Below are 13,836 nucleotides of genomic sequence, written 5' to 3'. Positions count from 1 at the left end.
TTTTTGTTTAAATAGTTAGACAAAGATTATCACTTATTAAAAATATGCTCAGTAGACATTTAATCAAAGCACAAGCCATACATTTATGAAAATAGTGCTATTAAATTTGAGGTGCGCATCAAGAAAGGTAAGTCGTTTAATATAACCAAGAACATTCGTTTATTTCGGCTTTAAATTACGCCCTAAACTCCACTTTATATATTAAACGCTCTTTAATCTGTTTTTTACTTAACTTTACTGTAAAATTATTAGCTTAACACTTGTGTATGTTTACACATGTTATGGATAGCTAAATATTTTAACCAATTTAAGTAGATCTTATGATTTTTTATATTATTGGCTTGAGTACACTTGTTATTATTTTGTGCGTGGCGCTTTATGTAATCTACAGTAATACATGTAAAAGCCGAGTAAGAAAATCAAAAGAATACAATGTACTGTTTGATAAAGATACGATAGTGGATGAGCTAATCACTCAGCTAACAGAAAAAAATCAAACGCAAGAAAACCAAGATAAAACCATTAAAAGTAAAGAAGAAATCCTCGCAACATTTGTTGAACTACATCGTTCAGGCAGTTTTTGCGCGCACTTGAGTGAGCAGGAAATCATTTACTTTGTTAAAAAGAAATTAAACATGGAGAGTAATAAAAATGGATAGCGAGAAAAAAGCGGTTCCAGCAGTAAAAAGTGATTCATTTATGAGTCGATTTGGTCGTCGAAATGTAATTTTAGTTTCATCAATTGTTATTGTGTTAGCGGTAATCGCAACACTCACATCGCAAGTTATTTCATGGAATGAAGCCGATGAACGCTTAGTTCATCAGTCGGCTTTTACCGGCAATTTAACAGTAATAAATCAGGCTGGCCCTTATTTAAAAGCGTTTGGTACTACATCGGCCTATAAAAAAGTGATTTCGATTAACTTTACCGGTGACGCAAATGCAACAGCAAGTGCAATTGTCCCGCTCATTCCTATTCGGTTTTTAGATACCACAACAGGTGGCGCACGCGGTGTATCGCGTTTTAGATTACCAGGTAATGTGCCTGCAGCTGAATCAGGTGCTTTGCGTGGTTTACTTAAAATTCATGAAGAATTTGGTTCACAAGAAACGTTAATCTCTAATTTATTAATGCGTGCAACTACAGAAAACGTAAAAGCATCGGCGCGTATGATGTCGGTAGAGCAACACTACTCTGGTGGTAATGGTCAATTAAGCCAAGATTTTGCTGATCAATTAACTAACGGTATTTTTGTTACCGAACAAATTATTAGCACGGGTGAGCGTGATAAATCTGATGATTTGGGTAATTTAAGTAAGCAACAACGTGTCACTATTAATATTAAAATGGACGATGAAGGTAACACACTTCGCAATGCCCCTATTTTGGGCGCTTACGGTATTACCGTTGTTGATGCCAGCATTATTGATATTGATTATGAGAGCAAAGTAAATGCTCGCCTTGAGGCGCAAAAGCAAGCTGCTGCTGATGAAGCGCTAGCGCGTCAAAACCTTAAAAAAGCAGAGCAACAAGCACGTACCGAAGTTGCTTTAGGTGAGCAAGCCATCGCTAAGCAACGTGCTGAATCTGAAAAGCTAAAAATTAAAGAGCAAATTGATGCTGAACGAATTAAGGCAAATGCCATTATTTCTGCGCAACAACGTGTTGCTGTTAAAGCCGAGTTGGCAAAAGAGCAAGAAGAAATTTTAAAACAACAACGCTTAGAAGCATTAGGTATGGACGTTTTAGCTGAAGCTCGTTTAAGAGCTAAGTCTGCGGCACTTGATCCTAAGTATGTATTTGATGAAACGCTAAAAGCAGAAGTTAAAATTCAAACTGCTTTATTTACAAGTTTAGGCAATAGCCGTTTAGTGCCTGAAATTGTAATAGGTGCAGGCCAAGGCGAGCAAAGTAATGGTTCTGAATTTATGCGTTTATTAGCCGCTGATGCTGCGCTGAGTCTTAAAAAACGTTTAGAAAAAGATAAAAAATAAATAATTACTAAATATATAAACAATATTGAGGCTTAGCCTTTAAATATTATATAAACAATAAAACGCTGGCTGATAAACATTAGCCAGCGTTTTTTATTTTGCACATCTAACTCATATAACATACTTTAAATTAACCTAAACTTTGGTTAATTTATTTACTAAACTATTGAACCATGGTGATATTTTAATTTTTTTCTCTAACCAGAGTTCAGGTTAAATTGTACTCAGAATGCGTTCAGCTATGATGGTTAATAATTTGCCACTGTATACTAAATGTATTAGCGATTTAAATATCAGGGAGAGAACATTGAAAGTACTTAAGTGGATTTTAATTGGAGCTGTAGCTTTACTAATTATAGGCTTACTAATTCCTGAAAAAATAATGATACCGGTACAAGGGGCAACCGCTAAAGATTGGAACCATAATACGTTTTGGTATGAGCCTTGGGGTAAATCGGGTGTGCATAAAGGGATTGATATTTTTGGTACAAAAAATACACCCGTAGTTGCCTCTACAAGCGGTGTTGTTATATTTGCAGGTGAGTTAAGCCGAGGAGGTAAAGCGGTTGCTGTACTTGGGCCTAAATGGCGCGTGCATTATTTTGCACATTTAAATGAGTACAGTGTAAGTGCTGGCGATACAGTGAGCATAAACAGTCAAATTGGTTTACTTGGCGATACTGGAAATGCTGCGGGGAAACAGCCCCATGTGCATTATTCTATTTTATCATTAGTGCCCATGCCGTGGCTTTTTACAACGCAAAATCAAGGCTGGAAAAAGATGTTTTTTTTAAGCCCGCATAAAAAATTAACGATTAAGTAACCATTGTATTGACTATAAATGACCTTTTAAATTTCGCTGTTAATTCCGTATAAAATGGGCTTAACAGCTTTAAAGTAATAAATTTTAATTGTTAATACTGATTTGTTCGTTTACTGCATTGCTACTGCGAGCTGGTGGTATAAACCAATACCAACAATCACATTAAACGGAAAAGTAACGCCTAGTGAACTGAGCATAGCAAGGCCAATATCGGCTTTAGGAATGGCTGCCTTTATAGCAGCGGGAGCTGCTATATAAGAAGCGCTTGCTACCAAACTTCCCAATATAACTACCGACCCTAACTCTAAATTTAAAAGTGTGCCTACCATTACGCCAATCGTGCCTAAAAATAATGGCGTGATAATAGCAAATACTGCTAGTTTCCACTGTTTCCAGGGAATAGGGCGTAGAGTTTGTGCTGCGACTAAACCCATCTCCAGTAAAAATAACGCAAGTACGACCTTAAAGCTGCTGGTTAAGAGGCTGGTTACTTGGCTGCCTTGCACCGTGCCGTACATCATGCCGATAACGACACCGCCTACGAGCAAAATGACACTTTTATTAGTAAGTGTTTCATGCCAAAGCGCTTTTAACGACAGTTCACTCTTTTGGCTGTTTTCTTTATCAAGCCTTCTATAAAGCAGTAAACCAACGATGATTGCAGGGAGTTCTAGCATCACTAAATACAGAGTTACTTCTGCACCGACTACTAATTGAGCTGTCTCGGCATACGCAAGCGCTACCGCAAAGGTACCTGCACTTACTGAGCCGTAATGTGCGGCAATACTGGCGCTATTAGCAACAGAGAGTTTAATTACGTATTTTAAAATTGGATAAAGCATAAGAGGAATAAGTGCACCAAGTAACATTACCGAGCCCATTTCGGGTAGCAGTTGCCAGCTTAGATTACCGTGCAGTACCATACCGCCTTTAAGACCGATTGTTAACATGAGCAATAGGCTTAAGGTTTCGTAGGTTGCTTTTGGAATAGCAAGATCAGAACGTAAAATACCCGCTACTAATCCTAAAATAAAAAACATAACAACAATATCTGGCACAGGTGTTCCTTACTAAATCATAAATTAAGAGGCGCTATTGTAGATAAAACTTTGTATAGTAAATAATAAAATAAACAATACACATGTATAGATAAATATCTATGGAGGTGATTTTGGATTTACGGCATATCTCATTTAGGTTACTTGAAGTATTTATGAGCGTAGTAAAAACTGGCTCAATTAGCGAAAGCGCAAGGCGTTTACATTTAACGCAGCCAACCGTATCGCTGCAAATAAAACGATTACAAGAGGCCGTGGGTGAGCCACTAGTGCTTATGCAGCAACAAAAGTTACATGTTACTGATGCTGGGTTTGCGTTATTTAAAACCTGCCAGCAGGTGTTTGGGCATTTTGAAGACTATCAAGACTTCTTAACCGAGCTCAATGGGGGAGCGCGCGGCCGCTGTAAAATAGCCATGGTTAATACAGCGCAATATATTTTACCAAAATTGCTAGGTCCTTATAGTAATTTACATCCGCATGTTGAACTCCCTCTTGAAATAGGCAACAGGGCAGAGGTACTTGATAGATTTGAGCGAGGGGAGGATGATATTTATGTATTTAGTCATCCGCCGTCGCTTGAACACGCACAAGCTGCGCGCTTTTTGCATAATCCGCTGGAATTTATAGTGCCACTAAGTCATCCATTAGCTCACGTAAAAGCCGTTAAATTAGCTGAACTAATGCAGTATCGCTTTTTACTACGAGAAAATGGTTCAGCAACACGGATGTTATTTGAAAGCGAGTTACAAAGCCGAGGATTAGTGCTAAATGACTCCGTACAAATGGCCAGTAATGAAGCAATACGGGTAGCGGTAGCGTCAGGCATGGGTATTGCAGTTTTATCACGCCATGTACTTGCAAAAGATGATACAAGCTTTAAAATTTTAAACGTAACCGACACCCATTTAGCGAGTCATTGGTATTTTGTGATGCGCACCGACAGGCACATATCGCATGCGGCACGTAATTTTTTAAAGTTTGCGCAGCAGCACGTAGAACAATATTTAGATACGCAATGGGTACGTAATGAATTACATAAGTTAAATTTAAAGTAGAGTAACTGGCACTCTGGTTAAGAGATTTAAAATTATGACTCCACAACAGCAAAGCGTTATTGAACAAGGGCATTGGTTTAAAAGCCGCAGCCAGTATTTAAAAAACTTTTTATTAACTCAAGGCAAAACGCGTTCACTTAAAGCCCAACAGTCACTATTTTTGCGAGGCGATAAGCATAACGGTATTTATGCCGTACTGAGCGGCGTAGTTCGTATTAGTGGTGTAAACAATGAAGGAAAGGAAGCTGTACTCAGCTTTATTGAAACACCGCTGTGGTTTGGCGAAGTCACGTTGTTTGATGGCGGCCTACGTACGCACGACGTATATGCGCAAACCGATGTGGTACTTTTTTATGTACCCCAGCGTGCGCTTGAACAATTGTTAAATGAACAGCCACAATATTGGCAAGAGTTTGGTTTATTGCTGGCGCAAAAGTTACGCCTTATGTTTATCTCTATGGAAGATCACGCATTATTAAGTGCTGAGCAAAAGGTATGCAATCGACTTCCAATACTGAGTGAGCATACAGAACATTTAACGCCGCTTGTATTATCCCAGCAGCAACTTGCTGATATGACCTATCTAACTCGCCAAACTATTAATCAAATACTGCAACGACTCGTTGAGCTACAAGCCATTAGTTTAGGGTATCAACGCATTACCATTTTAGATAAGCAAAAATTACACGTGCGCACTGGCAAGCTTAAATAGGTTTAGTATTTTTATTAGTTGGAACCAAAATTGCTACACAACCTGAAACGCAACAATGGATTTGGCTAATGACATCTATAACCTTTGCAAATCAGTACAGTAACAATAGCTACGCTAGTATAACTAAAGCGGCAAGCCCAAGCGAAGTAGCTGCAATTAATGGCCCTACTAGTGAAAAAGCAAGTGATGTTAACGGAATGAACGCTACACCTAAAGATCAAACGTTTTTAGAACGTGCGCAAGAAGCAATTGTTTACCAGCGTTTGGGTATAAATAAAGAAAAAATAGATAAATTAAAAGAAGCAATAGAAGATCTTTCTAAAGAATTACAAGGGCAAGGCGCTGATCTTGACATAATTAACGATAAAATCAACGAACTTGAAAAAATGCTTGAGCAAGAATATAAGCAGGGTAGGGACCGAATGGATATGCAACCGCAGCATGAACGGGGTAAGATAATTTCTGCATTGGTTTAATTTATTTAACCTGGCCTATTGCAAGTAAGTTCAACGCAGTTAGCGCTGATAATAGCTGCTGGATAGATTTATTATCCAGAGTTCAGGTTATTTAATGTCGGGTACCTGACATTGTTGTTGTACTGATATTTGCTAAGGTTAACTTTATATAAAAAATAAAGCAGGGTTCAACAATGAAAACACTTCAACAACAACTTGGTAAATATGGTTTATACCATCGTTCTAAACGCAATGTATTGACCCACTTTTTTGGTATTCCGCTCATTGTATTTGCTGCACTGTGTCTACTTGCACGCATCCAAATACCTGTGGGAAGTTTTCTAATTGATAATTTTGTCATTGATGGTGCACAACTTTTTGTATTAGCGTCAGTTGTTTATTATTTTATGCTGAGCTTTTCGCTTGGCTTTATTATGGCCGTGATACTCACTTTACTCCTTATTGGTGTTCAGCCTATTGCGGCAATGGCGTTTTGGCCTTGGTTGGGTATTGGTGTCGGTGTGTTTGTATTTGGTTGGGTATTGCAGTTTATTGGGCACTATTACGAAGGTAAAAAACCGGCGTTTGTAGATGACCTAATTGGCTTAATTATTGGCCCTTTGTACGTAACTGTTGAACTACTATTTTTAATGGATTTTTACAAAACATTAGAAGATGAAGTAAACGCAATAGCAGGTCCTACAAAGGCGTAAAATACTTTACTAAGTACCTTTATAAAACCTAATAAATAACAATAAAAGGGCAGATAACGCATGCAATATAATAATAAAACCGTGTGGATCACCGGGGCATCGTCAGGTATTGGTAAAGAGCTTGCTATACAATTTGCCGAGCTTGGAGCGCGTGTTATTTTATCGGCGCGCAATGTAGATAAACTAAACGATTTAAAAGCAACGCTTAAAGGCGAAGGGCACTTAGTTATACCGCTGGACTTAGCCCAGCCAGAACATGTACTGAGTACAGTAACAGCAAAAATGAACGAGCTTCCTGCAATTGATATTTTAATTAATAACGGCGGCGTATCGCAGCGTAGCTTATTTTTAGAAAACGACTTTAACGTGTACCGCCAATTAATGGAGGTTAATTACTTTGGCTTAATTGCACTTACTAAAGCTTTACTGCCTGCTATGGTGGCAAAGCGCAGTGGCTCAATTGTGTCTATTAGTAGTGTGGCGGGTAAAGTTGGTTCAAAATTTAGAACCGGTTATTCGGCTTCTAAATATGCAGTTGTTGGTTTTATGGATTGCCTACGTGCAGAAGTAGCACAACATAACATTCATTGTTTAACAATTTGCCCTGGCTCTATTAAAACAGCAATTGCGCATAATTCACTAAACGAGCAAGGCATAGCGCAAAATAAACCAGAAGAATCGATAGAAAATGGGATGGATGTAAGCGTAGCTGCTACAAAAATGATTCGTGCCATTAGTAATAAAAAAGACGAAGTGATTATTGGCAAAGGTTTAAGTGGTTGGGCGCCTACAATTAAGCGCTTTTTTCCTACTTTGTTTAATCGCATTACCGCAAAAACAAACTATAGGTAGCGTCGTTTATTTCAAAGGCGTAAAATGCCGTAAATTTGATCAATTTAGAAAAGGATTCTAAATGAAGTATTTATGGCTGAGCCTGTTTTTTATCGTATTGATTTGGTCTGGTATTAACCCAAAAGATCAATTTACATGGCTGCTTGAAGTTATCCCCGCAATTATTGGTTTAGTGCTGCTAGCAAGTACCTATAGCCACTTTAAACTTACCCCTATTTTATACACTTTTATTTTAGCGCATTGTATTGTGCTGATGATTGGCGGGCATTACACCTACGCCGAAGTCCCTTTTTTCGATAACCTATTTGGTAGCGAGCGTAATAACTACGACAAAGTAGGGCACTTTTTTCAAGGGTTTGTACCTGCACTACTAGCGCGCGAAATTTTACTGCGCAAAAAAGTAGTAAATGGTCGAGGCTGGTTAATCACTTTTGTTATTTCGGTATGTTTAGCATTTAGCGCCTTTTACGAATTAATCGAGTGGTGGGTTGCAGTGTTAAGCGGCGAAAACGCAGACGCATTTTTAGGCACGCAAGGTTACGTGTGGGATACCCAATCAGATATGGGACTGGCGTTATTTGGGGCTATTTGCTCGTTGTTAATGCTTTCAAAAGTACACGACAAACAGCTTAAAAACGTTAAAGATTATTTATAGGCTATAGGAACGTTGAAGACTATATAGAAACGCTTATAAAATATTAATAAAAGACTATTAACTTATGACTGCAAACACTAGTGATTACTCAATTAGCACAGACAAAAGCAAACTTAACTTTAATGTTATTTATAACTTTATTGCTAACAGCTATTGGGCCAAAGGCATACCTAAAAGCGTGATGCAATCGGCTATTGATAACTCAATGTGCTTTGGTGTTTACAGCGCTCATAACGAACAAGTTGGCTTTGCCCGAGTAGTGACCGATAAAGCAACCTTTGCCTATTTAGCAGATGTATTTATAGCCCCACACTCGCAAGGAAATGGGCTGAGTAAGTTACTTATTAAAACAATAGTAGAGCACCCTGAGCTGCAAGGGCTCAGGCGCTTTTTATTAGCGACTTCTGATGCGCATGGCCTTTATGCACAATACGGGTTTAAACCGATAGATAACCCAGGGCTACTAATGCAAATAAACCCTGAAAATGTGTATGAGGGAAATAATCGTGAGGTCTATTAAGCGGGGGCGAAGAGCAAAGTCCGTTTGATGTTCTTGTTAGGTATTACTTACGCCAAACCTCATTTTTACTAACTTGACGGTCTCATATAGCAGAACAAGTGACATTGTATAAACTGGCAAGATAGCAATTTGCATTAAACTAGATCCACAATCTCCATTACCATAACGCAACATTTCTAATCCAGAAGGAATACATGCAATCATCAGTATTGTTATGGGAAGATATAACCGCTTAACTTTTTGCAAATACCTAATTAACGTTGCAAGAATACCAATGATTATAGAAATAGAAAGTAAGTTAATTGAGTCATTCCAATTTTGCTCATAACCAACACCATTAAAACACGCATACGATTGTGATGAAAAAATTAAAACTAGTAGCGTGATTCCAAACTTCATGTAATGCCTAATGAGACTGTAGAATAACTCCAACAGCCAAATTGAATAAAAAACGAGTTCCTGTAATTAACTCTAAGCGTTTTAAAGCATTAGGTAATGCACTTTGAACCCATAAAAGAGGCTGCTTTTCTTAAAAAAGAGTAATTCCACAGCCTCAACGCCGCAATAAGAGGACTAAAATGGTGGTTATAATGTGTAGCGAAGAGAAATATAAATCACTGTTTTAGTTGCGTTTTAATTCCCTTGTTATGTTTCTACTACAACAAAAGTTTGTGCTTTAATGTGAGAAACAACTAAATGAATAGCTCTTTCAACTAATTCAATAAAATCTACCACAGGCTTGCTATCCATTATATAAAATTGCTTTTGATCTGGACTTAATTCTATAGAAGGAAATTCCTGCATAAATAAATTGCGTTGCCTTTCAATTGCATTTTCATCTTTTCCACTGAACCGTCCATTCTTATGTGCAATAGAATTCCTTAGTTGTTGAAATTTACCAAATTTTGGAGTTATTCTTTCAATCTCCATTTTAGGTAGACTTGTTGACATTTTTAGATAATTGAAGGACTTCATTATATTCCCTCCACCACTAACATCATCAAAAGAAAAAGGAATTTTTGCAGAGTATTTCAGTTCAGTGCATATTTGAGATAATGTACTTTCGAAAACAGTATAAACAAGCACAATAGATGAATGGTATAAGTAACTAGATATAGCCTTATGTTCAAGCTCATACATGTCTTGCAACATCCCCTCTAAATCAGGATTTTCAAGGGTATCTTCGTAAATTCGATCTGCTAGTCTGTTAGTTCTTTCTTCTACGGATTCAATCGAAAAATTTAAGTAATCTTTAAGATACTTAACTTCATAGTCAAAGCGCTCTTTGAGCATATTCAATTCTATTAATACTTCTTTTACATTTTCTTTTTTAGTAAACACAAATAAAACATCCAAATGAAACATAACACCTGCATAACACGTTTGCTACCATACAGATTAAGCTCAAATTTACCACTTAATACGGTAAACTCAAAGAAACCTAGAATGCCGAATGTTGCAAATCGTGTTGATGCATTTGTTATGTTGGTTTTTCGACGTTCAGAAAAGCTTCCCCGACTTCTTTTACGTAATTATCTATTATTTTCAGAAACAAAGTAGAGTCACCATAATCTAGCTGGCTATCATTATCTTCAATATAAGTGGTTAGAAATACTGACGTAATTTGAGCCAAAGCAATCGCCGTAAAATGAGCAGGTTCGGTAAGCCCAGAATTAGATTGACCACAAAGTAACATATCTACTTTAGCTTCTCTCATCGCATATAAAGAAGACATTTTATAATAGTCCGAATGTACATTCCGACTGGCTAGTTTATAATTATGAGACCATTTATCTAGTTCCACGAACTCACGTAGCTTATCTATTTTCTTATATCCGGTATGTTCCCGAGCCCAATGCCACCCTGAATTACCTTGAGTAATGTTGTGTTTAAGTTCAGCGTAAGATTCTGCTTCTTCGTCAGAAATAGTCTCTTGCCCCATTGCCTCGGCAGTTTTACGATGCTCTTCAATTCCCTCTACCGATTGCACCATTCCATGCTTGATATAATCAATTGCAGCATCACGACCACATTTTTTGATCACTAAACACGTAACGACCATTTCATACAATGTACGCCAACGAGCCAATGCTGCATCTGGATAACCTCCTTCTAATAAGTGAATGATTTCTCCGGTTATACGACACGCGTGAGCGTGTTGTCTCATGAAAACACCTATTAACTCGTCAGTTTCGTACTTTGGTATTTTAATAAATTGCTTCTGAAAGTTCATTCCAGCTTCTAAGCACGTTTCTCTTAAAGCATGCAGTTTAATAAAACCTAACTCCCAACGCTCTCGGTTTCCCTTTAAGAACGCATCATGTTCAGACATTATACGCTTAACATTCACTTCTTCTTGTTCATTGGTACTTTCGATCAAGACTGATGCTGCAAGCTCAATGACTGATCCATAGTCAACTTCATCGCCTTTTTCTCGGAGTTTTTCTTCCGCTATTTTTAACAGTTCTTCGAACAATTTTAATCCCTAACTAAGAAACCAACATAACACTTTAGTATTTATGCGACACGCAGTTTGTGTTGCATAATCGCTTGTTGGACTGAGGCGCTACCGGCTCGGTGTGTTCGCGTTGGTATTGTTTATGCTATGGACTTTACTTATAAAGAAAGGCTTTTTATGACCTAACCGATACTAGCCAATTTCATTGACGTGTATATCGTATCTAAGCTATCTCAGCGTTTATTATGTCCCTATTAAACCTAATATTTAACTGTTAAGCAATGATATTTTCACCACGCACAGTCGCTATTAGCCTGAGCAATTAAACAGGTTAACTCATTGATTATATTAAGCAGGCTCGCCCGTTAACTCGTTCGCTCTGCTGTAAGAATTGCTGTTTCCGACGCTGATATACCAATAAATCGTAAGATGCCAACCTTGTAAATCATTTAATATTCACTAAAAAACGGCGGCGATAATGCAAGTAACCGCTTTAAGTACACTTGTTTGTGTAAGCATATTATAAAAGGTGGTTTACTGGTGGTGGAAGTTGTAAAAACGAGGTCATTAATTATTTACTAAACGCGTCTACCTGCTATTAAAGTAAGGCTGACACGCTTAAGTATACTGATACCAATCGACTTAAGTATTTAGCCTTTCTAGCGTGCTAAATAAAGAGTTAACGGCGTTATAAATTTCTCATGTAGAACAACTACATGTCGAAATTCATGCCTTGTTATCCCTCTATTTATCCGTCGCTATAAATGTCTAATAACTTAACACGATTGGTATTATTTAGCTTTTTTTGCCTCTAGAGTTTCTATTTCACTCCAGATTTTTTCGGCTTCTGCACTTAACATGGCGAAGCTTTTAATGTCGCCTTTTCTTTGTGCCTGCATGCCTTGCTCTAGTTTTATGTCGTATTCTTTACGCAGTTTTTTTACGGGATCAGGCTTTAAAAATGAAAACATTAGTATTCTCTTAATTTATTAAATTATATGTAGTTAGTGTACGCATTAATGGGCTTAATAGTTCTTTGTTTGGTGAAAATGTTTACTTTGCGCTTTAAAAGCGCAAAGTAAACACGGTGTAGTTATTAACGTACTGTGTGCTAGTTCTGGTTCTAGTGCTTACGTTTCTGGCTCTAGGCGTTTAATACCTTGGCCATCAATACCTAAATAAAACCATCACTGCCTTGAGCTAAGCTGCGTACTCTGCCAATGCCGTCGAGTATTTTATATTGCTTAGCAACCTTACCCTTTGAGATTTCCAGTGCGCTAATAAATGCAAACTTCATGGAGGCCAGTAATAGCTTACCTTTAAGCTTTGGGTATTTATCACTCGTTACATACAACATATCGGAAGGGGCAATTGAAGGGGTCCAATGTAATACGGGCGATTGCATGCCGTCTTTTTCTTTAAGGTCGGTAAACTTGGTACCGCTGTAGTTAACGCCATAGCTTACTAAAGGCCATCCGTAGTTAGCGCCTTTTTTTATTATATTAAGTTCATCGCCGCCGCGTGGCCCGTGTTCGTGAGACCATAAAATATTATTTTGATTATCAAACCACATGCCTTGTGGGTTACGGTGCCCATAAGACCATACCGCATGTTTTGCATCTTTTTGTTTAACAAACGGATTATCGCTTGGGATATTACCATTTTCGTGTAAGCGATAAATTTTACCGCCATCACGGGTGAGATCTTGTGGGTTTATGTCGCGCGAGCCGCGATCGCCAATTGAAAAATAAACATAACTTTCATCATCAAACACAATATGGCTGCCGTAGTGTTGGCCTTTGGTACTATTATGCTCGCCTTTGTATAGCAATTGATGATCAGACAACTGCATATGATCGTCACTTAGCTTAGCGCGCATTAAGGCGGTGTTACTTCCGCTCCCTTTGCCCTCACTACTTGAGTAACTAAAGTACAGCCATTGGTTTTGCTTACTATCGGTGTGTAGTGCTAAATCAAGCAATCCACCTTGGCCATTAGCGTCAATGTCGGGCAGCCCAGAGACTTTAGTTAACGTAGTGGTATTTTTAGGTAATAAAAATAACGTTCCACTGCGCTCAGATATTAATAAATCACCATTAGCTAAAGGCTCAATAGCCCAAGGTATAACCACACCTTCTGCCGCTGTTACTGCGTTAACGCTAAGCGCTAAAGTATCGAGCTGTTTATAGTTTTTTATGTAATCGCTTTTTGCATGCGCGGGTGCGTTAGTAGCAAATATAGCAATGGCTAGGCCTGCACTTATTAGTTTAGGGAGTGTGTTATGTGACATTAAATTTATCATTATGGCTTCCAAAATTAATCCAACCTTACATCACCTTAACATGGCATAAATAAATTTGTTAAGTGTTGGGTTGAATGAAAAACACACACTTATATTTTTATACGATGACCTTTAACAGAAAATTGTTTTAGCAATTAGTGCTAATAAAAAATTGAATAATTACTCTATTGGGGTTGAAAACTTAAAATTTGAGCGTACACTTGTGCGCTGAAGTTTGGGCGTACACGTGTAAGTT

General features: G+C 37.8%; 15 protein-coding genes and 1 pseudogene. 10 read left to right on the top strand and 6 right to left on the bottom strand.

What is annotated here, in order from left to right:
• The first annotated feature begins 320 nt into the window (after positions 1-320).
• The 3 genes from ACJJVZ_RS12645 (at position 321) to ACJJVZ_RS12635 (ending at position 2,818) form a co-directional block, all read left to right on the top strand.
• Complete coding sequence (locus ACJJVZ_RS12645; protein WP_273048363.1) at positions 321-659, top strand: methanolan biosynthesis protein EpsI; 339 nt, start codon at positions 321-323, stop codon at positions 657-659.
• Complete coding sequence (locus tag ACJJVZ_RS12640) at positions 652-1,995, top strand: SPFH domain-containing protein (protein WP_077538138.1); 1,344 nt, start codon at positions 652-654, stop codon at positions 1,993-1,995. Before ACJJVZ_RS12645 ends, ACJJVZ_RS12640 begins: the two co-directional genes overlap by 8 nt.
• Before the next feature lie 307 nt (positions 1,996-2,302).
• Positions 2,303-2,818: a M23 family metallopeptidase gene (locus ACJJVZ_RS12635; protein WP_193155544.1), complete on the top strand. Its 516-nt coding sequence runs from the start codon at positions 2,303-2,305 to the stop codon at positions 2,816-2,818.
• 110 nt (positions 2,819-2,928) lie between these two features.
• Here the strand turns inward: ACJJVZ_RS12635 and ACJJVZ_RS12630 are convergent, their stop codons facing one another.
• Positions 2,929-3,876 carry a sodium-dependent bicarbonate transport family permease gene (locus ACJJVZ_RS12630; RefSeq protein ID WP_077538136.1) on the bottom strand — a complete coding sequence of 316 codons (948 nt, stop codon included), beginning with the start codon at positions 3,874-3,876 and terminating at the stop codon, positions 2,929-2,931.
• 113 nt (positions 3,877-3,989) lie between these two features.
• On the opposite strand from ACJJVZ_RS12630, the gene ACJJVZ_RS12625 reads away from it, so the two are divergent.
• The 7 genes from ACJJVZ_RS12625 (at position 3,990) to ACJJVZ_RS12595 (ending at position 8,841) form a co-directional block, all read left to right on the top strand.
• The gene (locus tag ACJJVZ_RS12625; RefSeq protein WP_138586280.1) at positions 3,990-4,934 is read left to right on the top strand and encodes a LysR family transcriptional regulator; all 945 of its coding nucleotides are present in this window, start codon (positions 3,990-3,992) and stop codon (positions 4,932-4,934) included.
• 34 nt (positions 4,935-4,968) lie between these two features.
• Entirely contained in the window at positions 4,969-5,646 is a 678-nt protein-coding gene (locus ACJJVZ_RS12620; RefSeq protein ID WP_405600923.1) for a Crp/Fnr family transcriptional regulator, read from the top strand.
• Between the two features lie 68 nt (positions 5,647-5,714).
• Positions 5,715-6,122, top strand: a complete 408-nt coding sequence (locus ACJJVZ_RS12615; protein WP_273048370.1) for a hypothetical protein — start codon at positions 5,715-5,717, stop codon at positions 6,120-6,122.
• Positions 6,123-6,295: 173 nt separating this feature from the next.
• Positions 6,296-6,814, top strand: coding sequence for a DUF962 domain-containing protein (locus ACJJVZ_RS12610; RefSeq protein ID WP_405600920.1), 519 nt, complete (start codon positions 6,296-6,298; stop codon positions 6,812-6,814).
• A 60-nt stretch (positions 6,815-6,874) separates the two neighbouring features.
• Positions 6,875-7,666 (top strand): SDR family oxidoreductase, encoded by a 792-nt coding sequence (locus ACJJVZ_RS12605; protein WP_405600918.1) that lies wholly within the window; start codon positions 6,875-6,877, stop codon positions 7,664-7,666.
• 61 nt (positions 7,667-7,727) lie between these two features.
• Positions 7,728-8,321, top strand: coding sequence for a DUF2238 domain-containing protein (locus tag ACJJVZ_RS12600; protein ID WP_024597907.1), 594 nt, complete (start codon positions 7,728-7,730; stop codon positions 8,319-8,321).
• 64 nt (positions 8,322-8,385) lie between these two features.
• A complete protein-coding gene (locus ACJJVZ_RS12595) occupies positions 8,386-8,841 on the top strand; it encodes a GNAT family N-acetyltransferase (RefSeq protein ID WP_405600915.1) in 456 nt (151 codons plus the stop codon).
• A 36-nt stretch (positions 8,842-8,877) separates the two neighbouring features.
• On the opposite strand, the gene ACJJVZ_RS12590 is transcribed toward ACJJVZ_RS12595, so the two are convergent.
• The 5 genes and pseudogenes from ACJJVZ_RS12590 to ACJJVZ_RS12570 all read right to left on the bottom strand — a co-directional run bounded on the left by ACJJVZ_RS12590 (position 8,878) and on the right by ACJJVZ_RS12570 (position 13,601).
• A complete protein-coding gene (locus tag ACJJVZ_RS12590) occupies positions 8,878-9,240 on the bottom strand; it encodes a hypothetical protein (RefSeq protein ID WP_405600912.1) in 363 nt (120 codons plus the stop codon).
• A 246-nt stretch (positions 9,241-9,486) separates the two neighbouring features.
• Positions 9,487-10,182, bottom strand: coding sequence for a hypothetical protein (locus ACJJVZ_RS12585; RefSeq protein WP_405600909.1), 696 nt, complete (start codon positions 10,180-10,182; stop codon positions 9,487-9,489).
• Between the two features lie 139 nt (positions 10,183-10,321).
• The gene (locus ACJJVZ_RS12580) at positions 10,322-11,317 is read right to left on the bottom strand and encodes a DUF5677 domain-containing protein (RefSeq protein WP_405600907.1); all 996 of its coding nucleotides are present in this window, start codon (positions 11,315-11,317) and stop codon (positions 10,322-10,324) included.
• A gap of 773 nt (positions 11,318-12,090) precedes the next feature.
• Complete coding sequence (locus ACJJVZ_RS12575) at positions 12,091-12,270, bottom strand: DUF6435 family protein (protein ID WP_405600905.1); 180 nt, start codon at positions 12,268-12,270, stop codon at positions 12,091-12,093.
• A 159-nt stretch (positions 12,271-12,429) separates the two neighbouring features.
• Positions 12,430-13,601 (bottom strand): annotated as a pseudogene (locus tag ACJJVZ_RS12570) (PQQ-dependent sugar dehydrogenase).
• Positions 13,602-13,836: the final 235 nt, after the last annotated feature.

It is taken from the genome of Pseudoalteromonas sp. Ld19 (assembly GCF_045064135.1).
GTDB classification, from domain to species: Bacteria; Pseudomonadota; Gammaproteobacteria; order Enterobacterales; family Alteromonadaceae; genus Pseudoalteromonas; species Pseudoalteromonas aliena.
The sequence above is the reverse complement of the archived record's forward strand: the minus strand, read 5'-3'. Positions and strand labels throughout refer to the sequence as shown.